At 63.7% G+C, this 20,367-nt stretch carries 23 protein-coding genes; 12 read left to right on the top strand and 11 right to left on the bottom strand.

What is annotated here, in order from left to right; all coding sequences use genetic code 11:
- Positions 1 to 71 precede the first annotated feature (71 nt).
- Genes lptB through lptC form a run of 3 tightly spaced genes read right to left on the bottom strand, consistent with a single transcriptional unit; the run spans position 72 to position 2,174 of the window.
- The gene (lptB, locus tag LB547_RS19695) at positions 72 to 890 is read right to left on the bottom strand and encodes an LPS export ABC transporter ATP-binding protein (RefSeq protein ID WP_140500202.1); all 819 of its coding nucleotides are present in this window, start codon (positions 888 to 890) and stop codon (positions 72 to 74) included.
- Positions 890 to 1,474, bottom strand: coding sequence for an LptA/OstA family protein (locus tag LB547_RS19690; RefSeq protein WP_140676847.1), 585 nt, complete (start codon positions 1,472 to 1,474; stop codon positions 890 to 892). Before LB547_RS19690 ends, lptB begins: the two co-directional genes overlap by 1 nt.
- Positions 1,461 to 2,174, bottom strand: coding sequence for an LPS export ABC transporter periplasmic protein LptC (gene lptC / locus LB547_RS19685; RefSeq protein WP_140522513.1), 714 nt, complete (start codon positions 2,172 to 2,174; stop codon positions 1,461 to 1,463). The genes LB547_RS19690 and lptC overlap by 14 nt, the downstream gene beginning before the upstream one ends.
- A gap of 383 nt (positions 2,175 to 2,557) precedes the next feature.
- On the opposite strand from lptC, the gene sppA reads away from it, so the two are divergent.
- The 4 genes from sppA (at position 2,558) to LB547_RS19665 (ending at position 5,288) form a co-directional block, all read left to right on the top strand.
- A complete protein-coding gene (sppA, locus tag LB547_RS19680) occupies positions 2,558 to 3,514 on the top strand; it encodes a signal peptide peptidase SppA (protein ID WP_140763226.1) in 957 nt (318 codons plus the stop codon).
- 80 nt (positions 3,515 to 3,594) lie between these two features.
- Positions 3,595 to 3,879, top strand: a complete 285-nt coding sequence (locus LB547_RS19675; RefSeq protein ID WP_006200394.1) for an integration host factor subunit beta — start codon at positions 3,595 to 3,597, stop codon at positions 3,877 to 3,879.
- A gap of 53 nt (positions 3,880 to 3,932) precedes the next feature.
- Positions 3,933 to 4,265 carry a DUF1049 domain-containing protein gene (locus LB547_RS19670; protein WP_140522516.1) on the top strand — a complete coding sequence of 111 codons (333 nt, stop codon included), beginning with the start codon at positions 3,933 to 3,935 and terminating at the stop codon, positions 4,263 to 4,265.
- Positions 4,266 to 4,322: 57 nt separating this feature from the next.
- Complete coding sequence (locus LB547_RS19665; RefSeq protein WP_140566092.1) at positions 4,323 to 5,288, top strand: ornithine cyclodeaminase family protein; 966 nt, start codon at positions 4,323 to 4,325, stop codon at positions 5,286 to 5,288.
- On the opposite strand, the gene LB547_RS19660 is transcribed toward LB547_RS19665, so the two are convergent.
- The 3 genes from LB547_RS19660 to LB547_RS19650 form a co-directional block, all read right to left on the bottom strand.
- On the bottom strand, positions 5,285 to 5,722 hold the full coding sequence (locus tag LB547_RS19660) for an EVE domain-containing protein (RefSeq protein WP_140676844.1): 438 nt from the start codon (positions 5,720 to 5,722) through the stop codon (positions 5,285 to 5,287). The two genes, LB547_RS19665 and LB547_RS19660, sit on opposite strands and share 4 nt — an antisense overlap.
- On the bottom strand, positions 5,719 to 6,114 hold the full coding sequence (locus LB547_RS19655; protein WP_140676841.1) for a VOC family protein: 396 nt from the start codon (positions 6,112 to 6,114) through the stop codon (positions 5,719 to 5,721). Before LB547_RS19655 ends, LB547_RS19660 begins: the two co-directional genes overlap by 4 nt.
- 102 nt (positions 6,115 to 6,216) lie before the next feature.
- Positions 6,217 to 6,903, bottom strand: a complete 687-nt coding sequence (locus LB547_RS19650) for a helix-turn-helix transcriptional regulator (protein ID WP_140676839.1) — start codon at positions 6,901 to 6,903, stop codon at positions 6,217 to 6,219.
- 134 nt (positions 6,904 to 7,037) lie between these two features.
- Here LB547_RS19650 and LB547_RS19645 point away from each other — a divergent pair, with 134 nt between their 5' ends.
- The 6 genes from LB547_RS19645 to LB547_RS19620 all read left to right on the top strand — a co-directional run bounded on the left by LB547_RS19645 (position 7,038) and on the right by LB547_RS19620 (position 13,994).
- Positions 7,038 to 8,111, top strand: coding sequence for a class I SAM-dependent rRNA methyltransferase (locus tag LB547_RS19645; protein ID WP_140566082.1), 1,074 nt, complete (start codon positions 7,038 to 7,040; stop codon positions 8,109 to 8,111).
- Positions 8,111 to 8,971, top strand: coding sequence for a TrmH family RNA methyltransferase (locus tag LB547_RS19640; protein WP_140566078.1), 861 nt, complete (start codon positions 8,111 to 8,113; stop codon positions 8,969 to 8,971). Before LB547_RS19645 ends, LB547_RS19640 begins: the two co-directional genes overlap by 1 nt.
- Before the next feature lie 13 nt (positions 8,972 to 8,984).
- Positions 8,985 to 9,473: a signal peptidase II gene (lspA, locus tag LB547_RS19635; RefSeq protein ID WP_140500223.1), complete on the top strand. Its 489-nt coding sequence runs from the start codon at positions 8,985 to 8,987 to the stop codon at positions 9,471 to 9,473.
- A gap of 62 nt (positions 9,474 to 9,535) precedes the next feature.
- A complete protein-coding gene (locus tag LB547_RS19630; RefSeq protein WP_140500225.1) occupies positions 9,536 to 10,528 on the top strand; it encodes an MDR family oxidoreductase in 993 nt (330 codons plus the stop codon).
- Positions 10,529 to 10,613: 85 nt separating this feature from the next.
- Positions 10,614 to 12,923, top strand: coding sequence for a PAS domain-containing hybrid sensor histidine kinase/response regulator (locus LB547_RS19625; RefSeq protein ID WP_140763228.1), 2,310 nt, complete (start codon positions 10,614 to 10,616; stop codon positions 12,921 to 12,923).
- A gap of 183 nt (positions 12,924 to 13,106) precedes the next feature.
- Entirely contained in the window at positions 13,107 to 13,994 is an 888-nt protein-coding gene (locus LB547_RS19620; protein WP_140500229.1) for a GNAT family N-acetyltransferase, read from the top strand.
- A 117-nt stretch (positions 13,995 to 14,111) separates the two neighbouring features.
- Here the strand turns inward: LB547_RS19620 and LB547_RS19615 are convergent, their stop codons facing one another.
- Both LB547_RS19615 and grpE read right to left on the bottom strand, forming a co-directional pair.
- Entirely contained in the window at positions 14,112 to 14,744 is a 633-nt protein-coding gene (locus LB547_RS19615) for a trimeric intracellular cation channel family protein (RefSeq protein ID WP_140560243.1), read from the bottom strand.
- A gap of 112 nt (positions 14,745 to 14,856) precedes the next feature.
- Positions 14,857 to 15,492, bottom strand: a complete 636-nt coding sequence (gene grpE / locus LB547_RS19610) for a nucleotide exchange factor GrpE (protein WP_140500232.1) — start codon at positions 15,490 to 15,492, stop codon at positions 14,857 to 14,859.
- 239 nt (positions 15,493 to 15,731) lie between these two features.
- Between grpE and LB547_RS19605 the strand changes: the two genes are divergently transcribed.
- Positions 15,732 to 15,932 (top strand): hypothetical protein, encoded by a 201-nt coding sequence (locus tag LB547_RS19605; protein WP_140500234.1) that lies wholly within the window; start codon positions 15,732 to 15,734, stop codon positions 15,930 to 15,932.
- Between the two features lie 165 nt (positions 15,933 to 16,097).
- Complete coding sequence (locus LB547_RS19600) at positions 16,098 to 17,120, top strand: fatty acid desaturase (RefSeq protein ID WP_140763321.1); 1,023 nt, start codon at positions 16,098 to 16,100, stop codon at positions 17,118 to 17,120.
- Between the two features lie 110 nt (positions 17,121 to 17,230).
- Here the strand turns inward: LB547_RS19600 and LB547_RS19595 are convergent, their stop codons facing one another.
- From LB547_RS19595 to LB547_RS19585, 3 genes are all read right to left on the bottom strand, one after another.
- Positions 17,231 to 17,764, bottom strand: coding sequence for a DUF934 domain-containing protein (locus LB547_RS19595; protein ID WP_140500236.1), 534 nt, complete (start codon positions 17,762 to 17,764; stop codon positions 17,231 to 17,233).
- A gap of 160 nt (positions 17,765 to 17,924) precedes the next feature.
- On the bottom strand, positions 17,925 to 18,689 hold the full coding sequence (locus LB547_RS19590; protein ID WP_140500238.1) for a phosphoadenylyl-sulfate reductase: 765 nt from the start codon (positions 18,687 to 18,689) through the stop codon (positions 17,925 to 17,927).
- Complete coding sequence (locus LB547_RS19585; RefSeq protein ID WP_140763231.1) at positions 18,664 to 20,334, bottom strand: nitrite/sulfite reductase; 1,671 nt, start codon at positions 20,332 to 20,334, stop codon at positions 18,664 to 18,666. The genes LB547_RS19590 and LB547_RS19585 overlap by 26 nt, the downstream gene beginning before the upstream one ends.
- Between the last annotated feature and the right edge of the window lie 33 nt (positions 20,335 to 20,367).

Raw genomic sequence — 20,367 nt, 5'->3', positions numbered from 1 at the left:
ATCCCGGAGCAAAATCACGAAAAAGCGGCCCCTGACAGGCAAAAAATCGCGTCAGGAAACAAATTTCACGCTCAAAGCGTGAATCCCTCGCCCAGATAGAGCCGCCGCACGTCGGGATTTGCGACCACTTCATCGGCCCGGCCATGAGTGAGCACCTGGCCGGCATGGATGATGTAGGCGCGGTCGATCAGGCCGAGCGTCTCGCGCACATTGTGATCGGTGATGAGCACGCCGATGCCGCGCGCCGTCAAATGACGCACCAGTTGCTGGATGTCGGCGACGGCGATCGGGTCGATGCCGGCGAAAGGCTCGTCGAGCAGCATGTAGGCCGGGCGCGTGGCCAGCGCACGCGCGATCTCCAGGCGCCGACGTTCGCCGCCGGAAAGCGACATCGACGGCGCCTTGCGCAAATGGCTGATATGGAACTCCTCGAGCAGTTCGTCGAGGCTGCGCTCGCGCTCCTTGCGGCTCTTTTCGACCACTTCCAGCACGGCGCGAATGTTCTGCTCGACGCTGAGGCCGCGGAAGATCGAGGCCTCCTGCGGCAGATAGCCGATGCCCAGACGCGCACGCCGGTACATCGGCATGGAGGTGACATCGAAGCCGTCGATCTCGATCGTGCCCTCGTCCACAGGCACCAGGCCGGTGACCATGTAGAAACAGGTGGTCTTGCCGGCGCCGTTCGGACCGAGCAGCCCGACGGCCTCGCCGGCACGCACCCCGAGCGTGACGCCGCTGACCACCTTGCGACCCTTGTAGCTCTTGGTCAGGCCCTTGGCGATCAAGGTTCCCTTGAACTTCGCCTTATCGGCGGTGACCGTGGCCGGAGCCGAAACCTTGCCGGCGGCCCGCCCCGGAAGACGCGCCGTCAGCGACGACAGGCTGGCCATCAGGGGTTCGTCGCTCCCGATTTCGGCGGTGGCGTCATCGACATGATGACACGTCCACCGCAGCCGTCGACATTGGCGAGGCCGGTCTTCATCTGCACGGTGAGCTTGCAGCCCTTGAGGACATTGGGGCCTTGCGACAGCACCACTTCCTTGCCGGACAGGACCAGCACCTGCGTCTTCATGTCGAAGGTGCCATTATCACCGGTCGCGATCTGGTCATTCGACTTGATGTAAACTTTTCCGCTGACTTCAAGGTGGTCGATGTTGGCCGAGCCGGTCATCGCCGCTCCCGCTGCTTCCGTCCCCTTTGCGGCCGCGTTCGGGTCCTTGACGTAGTAGACCATCATCTTGCCGGACTTGAGCAGGGTCGGTCCCTGCACGACCGTGACGTTGCCGGTGAACACGGCGACGTTGTCCGCCTGCCGGACCTCCAGCTTGTCGCTCTCGATCTGGATGGGCTTGTCGCCCGACAGTTTGAGCCCGGACGCGCTCTCGGCGCTGGATTGCGCCTGCACCGGCGCAAGCCCCAGCAAAAGCAGCGCCGAAGCTGCGGCGGCAAGCCGTGTCGAACTAATGAGCCACATTCGCTTCTTCGCCCTTTGCCTCTGCCGCCTTCAGATTGGCGGGATCGATATTGACGCGCACCTTGTTCTCGAACACCAGAACCTTGCCATTATCCTGCACCGACAAGGAATTCGCGGTGATCTGCGACCCGTCACGGCTGACGTCCACGGGGTCATCCGTCTTCATAGTGCCTTTGCCCATGTCGAGGAAGACCGATTTGAACCTGGCCTGAAGACCGTCGGTCGTGGCGATCGTGACGTCGCTGGTCAGGTGCATCGTATTGCCGTCGCGATCGTAGGTACCATGCGTGGCTTTGATCGCAGCGACATTGTCGGCCGCGATCGGCACCTTGGCGTCGATGCCGTCGAGTTCGATGATGCCTTGCGTGCTGACGTCCTGTATGGCGCGCAATGCCGTCATGGAATAGGGCAATTTCTGCTTGGTGAAGCCGTTGAGCTTGGGGTTGGCCATCACCAGCTTGCCGTTGGAAAAGGCGGTGCCTTCCGCCTGGACCGCGACGGACACCGGTGCGGCGAGGTAGGAATAGACCGGGAAGGCAATGGCGATCAACGCCGCCAGCACCGGCACGGCGAATTTGAGCACGCGCACCCGGCGCGAATGCCGCCGTGCGCGATCGAACGCGTCCCCCCTCGCCGGGCCGTCCGCCGGGGGAGCCAACTCCGTCTCGGTGCTGCTCGCTTCACTCGTTCGCGCTAACATAACTGCTTTCTTCTAAAACCCCTGCCCCGCCGGGCAACACCGCCTATAGGTGGGACGTCGGCGCTTTCAAGCAAGCACAAGCCGACGAAAACCGCGAAAATGTGACAGTTGCGGTCGTGCAGATCAGAACGGATCAACACCGACAGCCCTGCTTCATAGCAGAAATAGACGTCTGGCGTACATTTTTCGTTACCATCGGCTCCCCCCTTACCTGCCGTTCGTTTCACGGACCAATCACGAAACCGACGTCTTGGCGGACGCTGACGCGCACTTGCCTCGCGTGCGCCGCGCGCGGATTGCCGCGTCATGCGCAGACGGAATTGCTTCCAGACCGGGACGTCATGGTCTAAAAGCATCTCTTTCCATCGACCGTGAGGCTGACCATGGCATTGAGAGCCGACGACCTGATCGACCGCCGCCGCTTGCGGCGTAAGCTGACCTTCTGGCGCGCTGCGGCCATCGCCATCGTTGCGCTCGGCGTCATTGCGATCTCGGCCTGGTTCTATCGCGACGATTTCGGCGGCTCGGCCGTCGATCATATCGCCAAGGTCAGGATCGAAGGCACCATCACCGAGGACGACGAACTGATCGAGCGGCTGGAAGCCATCCGCAAGTCGCCGAGGGTGAAAGGCGTGATCCTCGCCATCGATTCCCCCGGCGGCACCACCGTCGGCGGTGAATCGATCTATGAGGAGGTGCGCAAGCTCGCCGCCGACAAGCCTGTCGCGGCCGAGGTCGGCACGCTCGCCGCGTCGGCCGGCTACATGATCGCGAGCGCCACCGATCACATCGTCGCCCGCAAGACCTCGATCGTCGGATCGATCGGCGTGCTGATCCAGTATCCTGATGTCAGCGGCCTGATGGACAAGCTCGGCGTCAAGCTGGAGGAAGTGAAATCCTCGCCGCTCAAGGCCTCGCCCTCGCCTTTCAAGCCGACCAACGACGACGAGCGCGCCATGGTCCGCAAGCTCATCCTCGACAGCTACGACTGGTTCGTCGGCATCGTCGCCGAACGCCGCAAGATGACCCGCGAGCAAGCGCTGGCGCTCGCCGACGGATCGATCTTCACCGGTCGCCAAGGGGTCTCCAACGGCCTGATCGACGCCGTCGGCGGCGAGACCGAGGCGATCGACTGGCTGGCGACCAAGGGCGTCGACTCGAAACTCAAGGTGGTCGAATGGAAGGACACGGAGCGGCGCGGCGGCTTCCTGTTGTCCAAAGCGATGGTGAGAACGATCGCCGGCGCGCTCGGCCTGCCGGACTACAGCGGCGATCTCATCCATGAACTTGGCGCCGACCGCTTGTTTCTTGACGGTCTCGTTTCCGTCTGGCACCCTTGAGACGCCGTTTGGGGTGGATGAAAAAGCAAACAAAATCATCCTCATAATTTCGACCGCACCGATTTCAGGGGACCCGTCCGATGATCAAGTCCGAACTTGTGCAGATTATTGCCACGCGCAATCCGCATCTTTTCCTGCGCGACGTTGAAAACATCGTCGGCGCGATTTTCGACGAGATCACCGACGCGCTCGCCGAAGGCAACCGGGTCGAATTGCGTGGCTTCGGTGCCTTTTCGGTGAAAAATCGCCCCGCCCGCACCGGCCGCAACCCGCGCACCGGTGAATCCGTCGAGGTCGAGGAGAAATGGGTGCCTTTCTTCAAGACCGGCAAGGAACTGCGCGAAAGGCTGAATGGCGGAAAGTAGGCGCGACGCCAGACCGGCCCTTCCCGGGAGGCCGGTTTCCGACGGAAAACATCATGCTCAATCGCTTCATGCTCATCGTGGTCTTCGTGCCCCTGGCGGTCATCCTGATCGCGCTGGCCGTCGCCAATCGCGAACTCGTCGCCTTCACGCTGGATCCGTTCAATCCCGGCAATCCGGCGCTGACGCTCACTTTGCCGCTGTTCATCTTCCTGTTCCTGGCCCTCGCCGTCGGCATGGTCGTCGGCAGCCTGGCGACCTGGGTCAAGCAGGGACGCTACCGCAAGCTGGCGCGCCAGCGCGGCGTCGAGGCCGAGAACCTGCGCCAGGCGATCGGCCGCACCCCGTCGACACCGCAGGGACCGGTGCTGCCGAAGCCGACCAACTGACCGCCGCACGGCGCTGTGGGCCCTCTCGGGCCCGCGATTTTCTTCACGGAGTTTCCCATGCTGACCATTTCGGCCGCAGAGGTCGACCAGGCGTTGACCTTCCCAGGGCTGGTGGAGACGCTGCGCGGGGCTTTCCGTGACGGCGCGGTGCAACCTGTCCGGCACCATCACACGGTCGAACGGCCGGACGGTGCGGCCTCGACCTTGCTGCTGATGCCGGCCTGGACCGACTTCAACGCAGCCGGCATCTCGGCCGGGGGGCATATCGGCGTCAAGATCGTTACCGTCTCGCCCGACAACAATGCCATCGGCAAACCGGCAGTGATGGGGGTCTATCTCCTGCTCAACGGCGCCACCGGCGAACCGGAGGCCCTGATCGACGGCCAGCGGCTGACGCAATGGCGCACGGCCTGCGCCTCGGCGCTCGCCGCATCCTATCTGGCGCGCGAAGACGCTTCCCGGCTGCTGGTGATCGGGGCCGGTGCGCTGTCGCCATTCCTCGCCAAGGCGCATTGCGCCGTGCGGCCGATCAGGACCATCCGCATCTGGAATCGCACCTTGGACAACGCCGAGAAGGTCGCCGCCGGACTGCGCGCCGAGGGCTTCGCGGCGAGCGCAGCGGCCGATCTCGATGCCGAGCTCGGCCAGGCCGATATCGTCTCGTCGGCGACGATCGCCACCGATCCGCTGATCAAGGGCGCCCGCCTGAAGCCGGGAAGCCATGTCGACATGGTCGGCGGCTTCACCCCGACAATGCGCGAAAGCGACGACGAGGCGATAGGGCGCGCCCGCGTCTATGTCGACACCCGCGCCGGCGCCACCAAGGAAGCGGGCGACATCGTCATACCGCTCGCTTCGGGCGTGTTGAAACCGGAAGCCATCATAGCCGACTTGCACGAGCTGGCGCGCGGTCAAAAGCAAGGGCGCCGGAGCGCCGACGAGATCACGCTGTTCAAGTCGGTCGGCGCCGCGCTCGAGGACCTTGCCGCCGGCATTGCCGTCTACAAGGCGCTCCGGACCTAGCTTACTGTCCCGGCTGCTTTAGCGCCCATTGCTTCGGCGATTACGGCGAAATCGGCCGCGCTTACCGAGAACAGGCCGAAGCGCAGTTGATACCCCCAATTCGGCTTGCCGGCCGTGAAGTCCAGCCTGTCGAGCAATGGCTTGATCGGCGCTTCCCCGGCCGCCGCCCAGTCGACGTCGCGGCGAAAGGGCGTGAAGCCGCCGCCCATGTCGCCTTGATAGGGTTCTCCCTCCCGCACCGTGCCGATCGCCGTGAACGCCCGCAGCCCGTCTTTCTCGCCCAAAATCGTTGTCGGCGAATAATAAACAATGCCGTCCCCGGGCTGGACCCGCCGCAGCGGCGCCGCCTTGCCGTGGTTGACCTGCATGAAGCCGCCCTCGCGGCCGCGCCGGACGTGCTGCGCCGACGCCACCGCGATCCAAGACGCGCTCATTCCTGCTCCCCGTCTGCCTGCTGCCCGTCCGACAGCCAGTAGACCCGCAGGCGATGGTTGTCGGGATCGAGCGCAACGAAGGTGCGGCCGAAATCCATGTCGGTCGGCGCCTGCAGGATCTTCAGCCCACGTCCGGACCAGTCGGCATGGGCGGCATCGACTGCCTCGGGCGTATCCAGGGCAAAGACGATCTCGGCGCCGCCACGGGTCGCTGCCGCCGCCGGTTCCACCGTATGCCTCGACCAGAGACCGAGTTTGAAACCGTTGTCGAGCACGAACAGCACGAATGTCGGCGCGCTTTCGACCGGCTCGCGGCCGAGCAGCGCGCTGTAGAAGGCGCCGCTACGCTGCGGCTGGTCGACGTAGAGGATGACGAAATTGGGGGTGACCATGACTGTTCTCCAGGGGTTTCGACCGGGACAGACATAAAGCGCATCACTGTCAGATTCTGGCAGTATCCGTCACGAAAGGCGCCCTGGACAGCTTACACACCGCTAACGCCGTGGGGTGTCGAGCGTTGCCCGCCATTCCTTCAGCAGCGCCTGACGGCGGCGCGGATAGCGCAGATCCGTCGTCTTGAGCTCGGCTATGCGGTCGGTGCGAAAATGCCGGAAATCCTGCCGCATTTCGCACCACGCCACCACGACCCGCACCTTGTCGAAGAAGCCAAGCGCGAACGGCCACACCACGCGCCGCGACCCCGCGCCGCTGGCATCGCGATAGAAAAAGTCCAGCTTGCGCTCGTTACGGATCGCCTGCCGCACCAGGCCGAGATCGATGCTTTCAACAGTCGGGGCGGGCGGCCCGACCAGCAGTGTGGTGGCGTCGAGATCCTCGCGCAGATCATCAGGCAGCACCGACGCGATCTTGGCAAGCGCGTTGACGGCCGCTGACGAAAGCCGCGAATCCGGCTGCTTGGCGACCCAGCGCGAACCGAGCACAATTGCCTCGATCTCCTCGTCGCTGAACGTCAACGGCGGCAGCATGAATCCGGGCTTCAGCACATAGCCGAGCCCCGCCTCGCCCTCGATCGGCGCCCCCTGGCCCTGCAGCGTTGCGATGTCCCGGTAAAGCGTGCGAATTGAAATCCCGAGTTCGTCGGCGAGCGACTGCCCGCTCACCGGCATGCGATGCCGGCGCAATGTCTGGATCAGGTCGAGCAGGCGTTCGGAGCGGGACATATCGAAGATTTGCCTGTTTCTTTGACATTGGTCCATCGCAAGCCGACATGACCAGGCGACGCTTGCGCGGCGGACTTGGTTGCGAAGCCGGTTGCCCTATGTCAAAAGCGGCCACGCCTCGGAGATGCTCCTGCTTGAAATCTTTTCGCGACAAACGCCGCGACAGCCGTCCGCCCGCAAAAAGCGGTGCGCAACGGGTGCGTCCGCATGAAGGCCGTGGAACGGCCAGGCCGCAGGAGCGGCCCGAGGCCAGGGCCGACGAGCGCCCGGAACCGAAGTCGGCGCCCCGCATCCTGGCCCGTCGCGACGGCGCTCTTCCGGCCGAACAGCTTCCGCTGATCCTCGAAGTGGCACCCAATGCCGATTATGCGCTGCTCGACAGCGGCGCCGGCCAGAAGCTCGAACAATACGGTCCTTATCGGATCGTCCGCCCCGAGGGCCAGGCGATCTGGCAGAAGGCGCTACCGGCAAGGGAATGGGACCGCGCCGACGCTGTCTTCACCGGCGATACCGACGAGGAAGGCATTGGCCGCTGGCGCTTCCCCGGGACGCCGCTCGGCGAGACCTGGCCTATGAAGCACGACGGCATCGACTATCTCGGCCGCTTCACCTCGTTTCGCCACGTCGGCGTGTTTCCCGAGCAGGCCTCGCACTGGGATCACATGGCCGGACTGATCGCGGCGGCCAGGCGGCCGGTCAAGGTGCTCAACCTGTTCGGCTATACCGGCCTTGCCTCGCTGGTGGCGGCGCGCGCCGGCGCCGAGGTCACTCATGTCGATGCCTCGAAAAAGGCGATCGGCTGGGCCCGCGAAAACCAGGAGATGGCCGGGCTTGGCAACAAGCCGATCCGCTGGATCGTCGAAGACGCGGTGAAATTCGCCGAGCGCGAGGAGCGCCGCGGCAGCCGCTATGACATCGTTCTGTTCGACCCGCCCGCCTATGGCCGCGGCCCCAAGGGCGAGGTCTGGCAGTTGTTCGAGGACCTGCCGGCATTGACCGATCTCTGCCGATCGATCCTGACCCCGAAACCGCTTGCCGTGGTGCTGACCGCTTATTCGATCCGCGCCTCCTTCTTCGCCATCCATGCCCTCATGCGCGACACCTTTGCCGGCATGGGCGGCAGGGTTGAATCGGGCGAATTGATCATCCGCGAAAAATCGGCGGGCCGCGCGCTGTCGACCTCGCTGTTCTCGCGCTGGGTGGCCTGATGAGTGGATATGACGGCGCCCGTCCGGTCGGGCAGGTGAAAGAGGTCACCAGCCTCGCCAATCCGCTGGTCAAGGACATCAAGGCGCTGGCCTTGAAAAAATTCCGCGACCAGCAGAACGCCTTCATGGCCGAGGGACTGAAGCTGGTCATCGATGCGCTCGACCTCGGCTGGCATATCAGGACCCTGGTCTTCGCCAAGGCCGGACGCGGCAACGCGGCGGTGGAGAAGGTCGCTGCGCGCACGGTGGCTTCCGGCGGCACGGTGCTTGAAGTCTCGGAAAAAGTGCTTGTCGCCATAACCCGCCGCGACAATCCGCAAATGGTGATCGGCGTTTTCTCGCAGAAATTCCTGGCCCTGAAGGATATCCGCGCCGACAATGGCGATGTCTGGGTGGCGCTCGACCGGGTGCGTGATCCCGGCAATCTCGGCACCGTCATCCGCACGGTGGACGCCGTAGGCGCGAAGGGCGTGATCCTGGTCGGAGACACCACCGATCCCTTTTCGGTGGAGACGGTGCGCGCCACCATGGGCTCTATCTTCGCCGTTCCGGTGGCCAAGGCGACGACCGAGGCATTCCTCGCCTGGCGCGGCGGGTTTTCGGGTCTCGTCGCCGGCACACACCTCAAAGGCGCGGTCGACTACCGCTCGGTCGATTTTTCCCGGGGGCCGGTGCTGCTGATGATGGGCAATGAGCAGCAAGGCCTGCCCGAAAGCCTGGCGGCGAGTTGCGACAGGCTGCTCAGGATTCCGCAGGCAGGGCGTGCCGATTCGCTCAATCTTGCCGTCGCCACCGGCGTCATGCTGTTCGAGATCCGCCGCGGCGCGCTGAAACTGGACCCTATGGTGGATTCGCAATGAGGATTGCCCAATCGTGAAATCATGGTCTCCCTATGCGCTGCTGGTCGTCGCGGCCATCGCGCTCGACCAGTGGATAAAACATTTGGTCGAGATCGGCCTTCCCTTTCAGGAAAAGCTCGATCTCCTGCCCTTCCTGGCGCTGTTTCGCACCTATAATACCGGCATCGCCTTCTCGATGTTCTCATCCTTCGGCGATACCGGGCTGGTGATCATCGCCGTTCTCGTAGTCGCCTTCGTGCTCTATCTGGCCACGCACACGCCAGCGGGCCATGTTATTGCCCGCACCGGCTTTGCCCTGATCATCGGTGGCGCGCTCGGCAATCTGATCGACCGCGCCGTCTACGGCCACGTCATCGACTACATCCTGTTCCACACTCCGGTCTGGTCCTTCGCCGTGTTCAATCTCGCCGATGCCTTCATTTCGGTCGGCGCCGCGCTGGTCGTGCTTGACGAAGTTTTGGGCTGGCGGCGCCAGCCCAAGCCCCAGGGTCCCGACGCCTGACCGATTGACCCGGCGCGGCCGCCGCAGCAGAGTCCAAACGTCGATAGATCGAGGAGAGAAAAATGCCCGAAACCTTCAAAGCCATCCTCGTTTCGCGCGACGCCGAAAAGAAACAGTCGGTGGCGGTGACCGACCTCACCGAAGCCGATCTCATGGACGGTGACGTCACCGTCGCAGTCGAAGCGACGACGGTGAACTACAAGGATGGGCTCGCAATATCAGGCAAGGCGCCGGTCATTCGCCGCTGGCCCTTGGTGCCAGGCATCGATTTCGCCGGAACGGTCTTATCCTCTTCCCATCCCGACTGGCGCAAGGGAGACAAGGTCATCCTGAACGGCTGGGGTGTCGGCGAGACGCATTTTGGCGCCTATGCCGGGCGCGCCCGCGTCAACGGCGACTGGCTGGTGCCGCTCCCCGACGGCATCAGCGCGCATGACGCGATGGCGGTCGGCACCGCCGGCTATACCGCAATGCTGTGCGTCATGGCACTGGAGCGGCACGGCATCGTGCCCGATCGCGGGCCCGTGGTGGTGACGGGCGCGGCCGGCGGCGTCGGCTCGGTCGCGGTCTCCATCCTGTCCAGCCTGGGCTATCACGTCATTGCCTCGACAGGGCGCAATGCCGAAAGCCCGTATCTCATCGATCTTGGCGCCGCGGAGGTGATATCGCGCGACGAACTCAGCCAGCCGACCAAGCCGCTCGCCAAGGAGCGTTGGGCGGGCGGCATCGATTCCGTCGGCAGCCACACACTGGCCAATGTGCTCTCTATGACCTCCTATGGCGGTGCCGTCGCGGCCTGCGGCCTGGCCGGCGGCATGGACCTGCCGTCGAGCGTGGCACCTTTCATCCTGCGCGGCGTTTCGCTGCTCGGCATCGATTCGGTGATGGCGCCGAAACCGGTGCGGCTCGAGGCCTGGCGCCGCATCGGCGCCGACCTGGATCTGCGCAAGCTCGCCAGCCTGTCCACGACCATCGGCTTCGACAACATCATCGACGCCGCGCGCGACATCGTCGACGGCAAGATCCGCGGCCGCGTCGTCGTCGACATGCAGTGAGTTCGCCGGGGTAAAACAACCTATCCGCTAAAATTCGAACGATCCCCCGCAGGCTTCCATAATTTCTGTCCGGTAGGATTTTCGCATGGTCGCGGAATCCGGCATCCAGGAAGTGGAGACTGGCGAAGACGTCGATGCGGTACCTCCGCCGGCGTCGGCGCGGCGGTTCGTCGCCGCACCGCCGCTGGCGCCTGAGCCGCAACAGGCCAGGAATGAGCCGCGATTGGCCGGCCGCGAAGGCTTGCCGCTGCTGACCTTCGTCGCCATCATCATGCTGGCGGGGCTGACGCACCTGACCGGCGCGCCGATCTTCATCAGCCTCGCTTTGCTGGCGACCGGCCTTGCCGGCTTCGGCCTGCACCTGCGCGCCAGAAGGAACGAATACCGCACCGCCGCGCTGCTTGATGAAACCACGGCTCGCAGCCGTGCCGAGATCGAGACGCTGGCCGATCGCATGTGGGAGATGCAGGAGAGCGAAGAGCGCTTTCGCGGTCTGATCGACGCGCTTGGCGATCTCGTCATCCACCGCGACCGCGACGGCTATATCGTCTATGCCAACAAGGTGTTCGCCGATCTCGTCGAGGTCGACCAGCGCGACCTCGCCGGCAAGACCCTGGCTGAACTTGGCATCGAAGTCGGTATCGTTCCCGACGCCGCCTTTTCCGACCATGAATGCCTGAGTTCCACCGACGTCGCCATCCGCACCCCCGGCGGTTCGCGCTGGTTCTCGTGGATCGAACTGTCGGTGCGCGACAAGGACAGCGGTTCTGTCTCGCATCGCGCCATCGCCCGCGACATCACCGCCCGCAAGCGTGCCGAATCCTCGCTGATCACCGCGCGCGAGCGGGCCGAATACGCAAGCCAGGCCAAATCGCGCTTCCTCGCCACCGTCAGCCATGAAATCCGCACGCCGATGAACGGCATCATGGGCATGGCCAGGCTGTTGGCCGATACCAGCCTGTCGCCGGAGCAGCAGACCTATGTCGGCGCCATTTCGACCTCGGCCAGCGCCCTGCTGGCCCTCATCGAGGACCTGCTCGACTATTCCAAGATCGAGGCGGGACGCTTCGATCCCGAACCGCAGCCAATGTCGGTGCGCGAGATCGCCGACAACGTTGTCGAGCTCCTCGCCGCGCGCGCCTTCTCCAAGGATATCGGCCTCGGCTGCCATGTCGAGCCCGACGTGCCGCAATTGATCACCGCAGATCCGGGCCGGGTCAGGCAGGTGCTGCTCAACCTGATCGGCAACGCCATCAAGTTCACCGACAGCGGCGGGGTGCTGGTGAGTATAGCGCGCGCCCGCACTGAAACCACCGACCGCATATGCTTCACCATCGCGGATACCGGGCCAGGCCTGCATGAAGACGACATGGAGCGCATTTTCGAGGAGTTCGAGCAGGCCGACGGTACCTCGACGCGCGCGCATGGCGGAGCCGGTCTCGGTCTTGCCATCTCCAAGCGCCTGGTGACCGCCATGGGCGGCACGATTTCCGTCTCCAGCCGGTTGGGTCAGGGTTCGGAATTCGTCTTCGATATCCCGGCCATCTCCGCGAGCGAGCCACCACCGGGCCGGATGGACGCGCTTCAGGGCAGGCACGCGGTAATCCTGTCGAGAAATATCGTCGAGGCCGACGCCATCGCCCGCAGCATCCGCGCCAACGGCGGCGCGGTCGATATCGCCACCACCGTGGCGCAGGCGGCATCGTTCTCCGGCGATTGCGACGTGCTGCTGGTCGACGCGGCCATGGAAGAGGGCGACGGAAGACTGCTCAAGCGGCTGCGCCAAAGCGGTTTTTCCGATTGCGAAGCCATCACGCTGATCGCCCCGACCGATCGCGGCATGCTCGGCGAGTTCCGCGCCAGCGGCTACGCGACCTTCCTCGCCAGACCGGTGCGAGGCGGAACACTTTTGCGTGTGCTTCTGAGCAGTCATGCGCCGGCGCTTGCCCCGACACGGCCGGAAAAGCCCCACCCGCCGGCGCTTCGCGCCGCCAGTGATCGCCAGCGTGGCCTGTCGGTGCTGATCGCCGAGGACAATGACATCAACGCCATGCTCGCTCGCGCCACGCTGCTGAAGGCCGGTCATCGCGTCAAGGTTGTCGGCAACGGCAAGGCGGCGGTCGAGGCCGTTACCGGTGCCGGACACAAACACCGCTTCGACGTGGTGCTGATGGACCTGCACATGCCGGTGATGGATGGGATGGACGCCATCGCCGCCATCCGCCGCCATGAGGAGGAGACGGCCGTGCCGCCAGTGCCCATCATGGTGCTGTCGGCCGACAGCCAGGAAAAGACCCGCCATGCGGTGCTCGCCCACGGCGCCAGCGGCTTTGTCACCAAGCCGCTCGACCCCGATGCACTGGTCGACGCCATCGAGGGGCAGGTCGCCGCCTGAGACTTTTTTTCTTCAATCTCCTGCCGAGCGGCGCCACCTTGCTTTTGCATAACGTAGCCGGTTGACCGTATTCGCCAGCCGACGAAGTATTGCCCGCGACGCCGTATCACGGTACTGTCACAATCCTGTTGCACCTACACCGTATCCCCGTGCCAAGAGGGATGGCTCGAAGGAGAATCACTCGTGCATACAGTTATGCCGGAATGTGACACTCGGCCGAACGCCGGCGGCGCCTTGCTTGCCGGGCGCAATGTCGATTCCGTCACAAAGGGCGCAGCGCTCGGCCGTATCGGCAACCTCGAAGTGCGGCTGGCCCGCAACGAGGCCGAGATCGCGGCCGCGCAGGAAGTGCGCTACCGGGTATTCTACGACGAGCTTGGCGCCAGGAAGAACCTGTTTCAGGTGCAGGACCGCCGTGATGCCGACCGCTTCGATCCGCACTGCGATCACCTGCTCGTCTTCGATACCTCGCTTTCCGGCCCCGAACATCGCCGCATCGTCGGGACCTACCGGCTGCTGCGGCAAGAAATCGCTGCGGCCGCCGGCGGCTTCTATTCCGAAGGCGAGTTCGAGCTGACCAAGCTCATCGCCCGTCACCCCGGCCAGCGCTTTCTCGAGCTCGGCCGCTCCTGCGTCCTGCCGGAATACCGTTCGAAGCGCACCATCGAGGCGTTGTGGCAAGGCATCTGGGCCTACATCAACCACTACGGCATTGGCGTGATGACCGGCTGTGCGTCTTTCCAGGGCACGGTGCCGGCGGCCCATGCCGAGGCGCTCACCTATCTGGCGCATCACTGCCGCACGAATTCGGCTTGGGACGTGCGCGCCGTCGCAGGCCGCTATTGTTCCATGGACCTGATGCCGATCGAGGCGGTCAATGCCAAGGCAGCGATCGCTGCGATGCCGCCCTTGGTCAAGGGCTATCTCAGGGTCGGCGCCCGCATCGGCGACGGCTGCGTCATCGATCGTGAATTCTCGACGGTCGATGTGTTCGTGGTGATGCCGGTCAAGGAGATCGGCGCCCGCTACGTCAATTATTACGGCGGGGAAGCGCAGCGTTTTGCGGCGTGATCGGTAGTCAGTAGTCAGTAGTCAGTAGTCAGTAGTGAAGACATCATAATTTACACCTACTGATTAACCCTAATCACTACTCACTACTCACTAATCACTAACCCCTAATCCCTTCTCTCACGAAATATCCTCCGGCCGCCTGCCGGGCCGGCTCTTGTAGGACGCAAACGACCAGCCGAATTTGAGCGCGCCGCCGCGCACGGCGAATGCCGCGGCGAAACCGGCCAAGCCTGACACGATCTGCGGCAGTCCGGCGACATCGCCCAATGTGAAGATCGACGCGCCAACCAGGGCGGCCGTAACATAGATTTCCGGCCTCAGCAGCACCGAAGGCTCCCCTGCCAGCACGTCGCGCAGGATGCCGCCGAATGTGGCGGTCAGCACGCCGGTGATGACGGAAACGACTGGCGAACCGGTGATGGCCAACCCTTTGGCCGCACCCATCACCGAAAAAGCGGCTAGCCCGACGGCGTCGAGCCAGAGCAGCCACTTCCAGCGGGATTCGACACGGTGCGCGCTGAAAAACACCAGCACCGAAACCGCCGCGCAGATCAGCACATAGCTGGAATTGGCGATCCAGAAAACCGGCAGGTTAAGGATGACGTCGCGAAGAGTGCCGCCGCCGATGCCGGTGACGCACGCCAGGAAAAGGAAGCCGATAACGTCGAGCTGCTTGCGCGACGCGGCAAGCGCACCTGTCGCCGCGAAGACCGCAACGCCGGCATAGTCGAGAAGCGCGATGGGGTTCAAGGGCGGGACCAGGGAGTAAGGCAGCAGGGGAGTAGGGAAGTATGTTTAGCACGAAGCCGTACTGTTGATACGCCCCTTACTGCCTTACTGCCTTACTGCGCTATTCCCCTAACTACGCATCCTTCTCCGCCTGCTCGTTGACGGGCCCCGGCTCGACCGGCGCTTCGCCGGCGGCGATTTTCGGGCCGCCCTTGGCAACGCCGACCATGGCCGGGCGCAGCACCCGCTCCCCGATCGAATAGCCCGGCTGCACGACCTGCACCACCGTGTTGGCCGGCACATCGGGATTGGGCACTTCGAACATGGCCTGGTGGAAATTGGGATCGAACTTCTCGCCTTCCGGCGCGAGCTTCTTGACGCCGTGCCGCTCCAGTGCGGACAGCATGGCACGCTCGGTGAGATCGACGCCGTCGATCAGCGCCTTGAAACCCGCATCGCCGGACGCCTTGGCCTCGGCGGGAATAGCGTCCAGCGCGCGGCGCAGATTGTCCGAAACCGACAGCATGTCGCGGGCGAAGTTCGCGACCGCATAGGTACGCGCGTCATGCACGTCGCGCGCGGTGCGGCGACGCAGGTTCTCCATCTCGGCCGCAACGCGAAGCGCCCTGTCCTTCAGCTCTTCATTCTCCTTCAGGAGCCGCACAACCGCTTCATAATCGCCATCGACGCCACCTTCCGTGCGCTCGGCATTGGCTTCGGTCGCCTCAATTTCGTCGGGCGCGCGTTCGTCTTTTGCCTGGTCGCTCATCGCCGTTTCCCATCATCTCGAATAGTGTGGATTTTGAGCCCGATATCGAGGTTTGGTGGGCAAAAATCAAGGGGTAAGCGAAGGCACGCGCCCAGCCGTTCAAACCGAATGGCGATCAGTGCGACGCTTCGATTTTAATTCAAACTTTACCATAGCTTCCACCTTTGCTTGCCCCGGCGGCGCGATCGGGGAACCATTTGCTGGCTGGAGGATTTTCGAACCGACACAGGATTTTTGAAATGACACCCCGCGACAAGGGCGAAAAGAAAGATCGGATCGCCGCCGAAATCCGGCGCCAGCTAGGCACGGCGGCGGTGAGACGCTTTCTGCATGCGCTGCCGGCCTTTCGCGCCGAGAAAGACATTCCCGACCGCTTCCGGGACCAGCTCGAACGTCTCGACGGCCTGGAAAACAGCATGGCTGGCGGCGCGCGCCATTGATGCATGTGACCGGATGCGATCCGGGTTGGCAGAGTTGCAAGGGTTAGAACAGAACCTGAAGTCGCGGCCTGGATCGAGGATCCCGCGCCCCATCGCGACAATTACGCGCGGTAATTTCTCGTGATTAGCCTTGCGGGAGCCGGGCCCCTCCGCCTATGCTTCATGATGAACATGATTTCCCCTGAGACTGCCGCCAACAGTAAGCGCGCCTGGTTGAAGATCCTGGCGCGCTACAAGAAGCCGGACAGGCGGCGCAGCGCCGTCGAACTGGCGATCACCCTGATCCCTTTCGCAGCACTCTGGGCGCTGTCCTCGATTGCCTTTGCCTATGGCCATTGGTGGGGGCTGGTGCTGATCTTGCCGGCGGCGGGCTTCCTGGTGCGGATTTTCATGATCCAGCACGATTGCGGGCACGGATCTTTCTTCGCCAACCGCACCGCCGATGACTGGATAGGCCGCGTCCTGGGCGTGCTTACGCTGACGCCTTATGATTGCTGGCGGAGTGCTCATGCCACCCATCATGCCAGCGCGGGTAATCTCGACGAGCGCGGCGTTGGCGATATCAAGACGTTGACGGTCGCGGAGTACCGGCGGATGTCCTGGAGAGGTCGCCTCGCCTATCGTCTCTATCGCCATCCCTTGGTCATGTTCGGACTGGGGCCGATATGGCTCTTCATCTTCGAGCAAAGGCTGCCGGTCGGGATGATGCGCGGTGGCCTGAAGCCCTGGGTATCCTCGATGGCCACCAACCTCGCCATCGTTCTGGCAGCGTCGATCCTGATATGGTTCGTCGGTATTGGCGCTTTTCTGGTCGTCCACCTGCCGATCGTCATCCTTGCCGGATCCGCCGGCATCTGGCTGTTCTATGTCCAGCACCAGTTCGAGGAGACCGAATGGGCGAAGGACGATGAGTGGGAGTTCCAGCGTGCCGCCTTGCACGGATCCTCCTATTATGACCTGCCGCCGGTGCTGAACTGGTTCACCGGCAACATCGGTGTCCATCATGTCCATCACCTCTCCGCGAAGGTGCCAGGCTACCGCCTGCAGGAAGTGCTGCGCGATTATCCGGAACTGCGCGGCATAGGCCGCATCACCCTTCTTGAGAGCCTGCGCTGCGTCAAGCTGGCGCTGTGGGATGAAAACAGCGGCAAGCTGGTATCGTTTCGTCAGGCACGGATGGCGACGTAGCCGTCTTCTGCCTGGCTCTGCTGTCCCCGATCCGCTGACCGGCGCCTTCCCGCCGTCGTGACGGGGAGAGGACAGGCGGCCGCAAACCTGTCGCTGGAAGTGTCGTGACGTCAGCCGGCACGCAGCCGACGCCAGGAGTATTTTGGTCCCTTGGGCTTCGGCACGGCGGCAGGCTGGTAGTAGAGTCCCAATCCGCCGGTGCGGCCTTCGTCCAGCCGCTTCAAGAGCACGGGATTGGAGATTTCGAATTCATCGAAACCGAGCCGCAGCATATGCGGCAGTTGGTCGACCAGCACCTGGCCGGTGGCGCGCACGGCACCTTCGAAATGATGTCGGCTGCGCAGCAATTCGCCCTTTGAGAAGGAGCGGCCATCGCTGAACGACGGAAAAGCCAGCGCCACCAGCGACAGTTGGTCGAGCAGGCCAGCAATCCTTTCGAGCTGATCGCCGGGTTGCAGCACGACACCGATCCTTTCCTTGGCCGACCGGCGCACCTCCGGATCGAGATCGAGAAACGCCTGAAGCGGCAGGATGAAGCGGCCATTGCCAGACAGTGCTTCCGCGCCTTCGGCATGAGCCCACTCATCCTCGCGAAAACCCGTCGGGGTCCAGAGGCGGGTCTCCGGTATCGTCGGTTCAGTCATCGAAATTTCCTAAAATTCAAAGAGCTCAAGGGGGTGTGGAGATTCAAGCAGGCCCGAGTCGAAACGGTAGCTTCCGAGAGCCGGAGCGGAGCGTACTTGTAGTACGTGAGCTCCCGAAGCCGCCGTTTGCAGGCCGGCCTCACCTGAATATCAGCATACCCTATAGCGATGCGTCGGTCAGCGACTTCTCCAGTCCCGACAGGTGAATGCCGCACTCGGTCTTGGCATGGCCGGCCCAGCGGCCGCTGCGCGCGTCCTCGCCCGGCTGCACCGGCTGGGTGCACGGGAAGCAGCCGATCGACAGATAGCCATAGGCGACCAGCGGATTTTCCCGCAGTGCATGCGCGCGCATGTAGTCCGCCTGGTCCGACGTCGTCCAGTGCGCCAGCGGATTGATGCGGATACGTGGGCCGACCGCCTCGAACACCGGAAGTGCTGCGCGCGTCGAGGCCTGGAAGCGTTTGCGGCCGGTGAACCAGGCGCGGAAAGGCGCTACGCCCCGAGCCAGCGGCTCGACCTTGCGCACATCGCAGCAGGCGTCGGTATTAGTCTGGTGCAGATTGCCGGTCGGATCGATCCGCTCGAGTGCTGCCTCGTCGGGCTTGATCACCTGGATGTTGGTCAACCCGAAATCGGCGACCAGGGCGTCGCGATAGCCGAGCGTCTCCTCGAAATGCTTGCCGGTATCGAGAAAGATGACCGGCAGCGAGCGATCGACTTCGGAAATCATGTGCAGTAGCACGGCCGAATCGGCACCGAAGGAAGACACCGCGGCAATCTCGTCGTGAAACAGGTCGCCTGCCGCGCGTTCGATGATGTCGAGCGGATTCAGGTGGCCGTAAAGCGCGTCAAACCCCGCCGCTTTGGCGGCGATGCCGTCATCGGCGTCGACGATAGGGTCAAGCGGCCTTGGCTTCGCCAGCATAGAGCGCCTCCTTGAACGGCGCGGGACCGACACGGCGGTAGGCGTCGATGAATTTCTCTTGTGAGTTGAGCCGAAGGCCGAGATAGGTCTCGACGATCTGCTCGATGGCGTCGGTGATCTCTTCCGACGAGAAGCCGCGGCCGATGATCTCGCCCACCGAAGTGTTCTCGTCGGCCGAACCGCCAAGCGTCACCTGGTACAGCTCGGTGCCTTTCTTTTCGACTCCGAGAATGCCGATATGTCCGACATGGTGATGGCCGCAGGCATTGATGCAGCCGGAGATCTTCAGCTTCAACTCGCCGATCTCGCGCTGCCGCTCCAGCGAGGCGAAGCGACGCGAGATCTCCTGCGCGATCGGGATCGAACGCGCTGTGGCCAGCGCGCAATAGTCGAGGCCCGGGCACGAGATGATGTCCGATATCAGGTTCGAATTGGCGGTCGCCAGGCCGATATCGACCAGCGCGTCATAGACCGCCTTCAGGTCGGCGCGCGCCACATGCGGCAGGATCAGGTTCTGCTCGTGGCTGACGCGCAACTCGTCGTATCCATACTTCTCGGCGATATCGGCAATCGCTTCCATCTGGCTGTCGGTCGCATCGCCCGGCACTTCGCCGATACCCTTCAGCGAGATGGTCACCGCCGCATAGTCGGGGTGGCGATGCGTCACCACGTTCTGGTCGAGCCAATCCGAGAAGCCCTTGGAATCGAGGCGTGCCAGCTTTACAGCCTCGTCGCCGTCCGGCCGCGCGGTCAGCGCTGGTGGCGCGAAATAGGCGTCGATGGCGCGGATGTCTGCTTCCGGCAGCTTCAACTCGGCGTCCTTCAATTGCTGCCATTCCGCCTCGACCTGGCGCGTGATCTCCTCGACGCCGGTCTCATGGACCAGGATTTTGATGCGCGCCTTGAACTTATTGTCGCGGCGGCCATGCAGGTTGTAAACGCGCAGGATCGCCGTGCAGTAGGACAAAAGGTCGGCTTCCGGCAGGAAATCGCGGATCTTCCTGGCGACCATCGGCGTGCGCCCCTGGCCGCCGCCGACATAGACGGCGAAGCCGAGCTCGCCGGCCGCGTTCTTCTTCAGGTGCAGGCCGATGTCGTGGGTCTGGATGGCGGCGCGGTCGCGCTCCGCGCCGGTTACCGCGATCTTGAACTTGCGCGGCAGGTAGGAAAACTCCGGATGAACAGATGACCACTGGCGCAGGATTTCCGCATAGGGACGCGGATCGGCGACCTCGTCGGCCGCCGCACCCGCGAAATGGTCCGCGGTGACGTTGCGGATACAATTGCCGCTGGTCTGGATGGCGTGCATCTCGACACTCGCCAGATCGGCCAGGATCGCAGGAATGTCGGACAGCGCCGGCCAGTGGAACTGGATGTTCTGGCGCGTGGTGAAATGGCCGTAGCCCTTGTCGTATTTGCGCGCGATGTGGCCGAGCATGCGCAACTGCTTGCCGTTCAGCGTGCCATAGGGCACCGCGATGCGCAGCATATAGGCGTGCAATTGCAGGTAGACGCCGTTCATCAGCCTGAGCGGCCGGAACTGGTCCTCGGTGATCTCGCCGGCGAGCCGGCGCTGGACCTGGTCGCTGAACTCGGCGACGCGGGCCTGGACAAAATCGTGATCGAACTCATCGTAGCGGTACATGCTTCGTCTTTCAGGGCGCGTCCGCCCGTGTTC

Source organism: Mesorhizobium sp. B264B1B (assembly GCF_020165765.1).
GTDB lineage: Bacteria > Pseudomonadota > Alphaproteobacteria > Rhizobiales > Rhizobiaceae > Mesorhizobium.
Note: the sequence above shows the minus strand (reverse complement) of the source record. Positions and strands in the feature narration are given on the sequence as shown.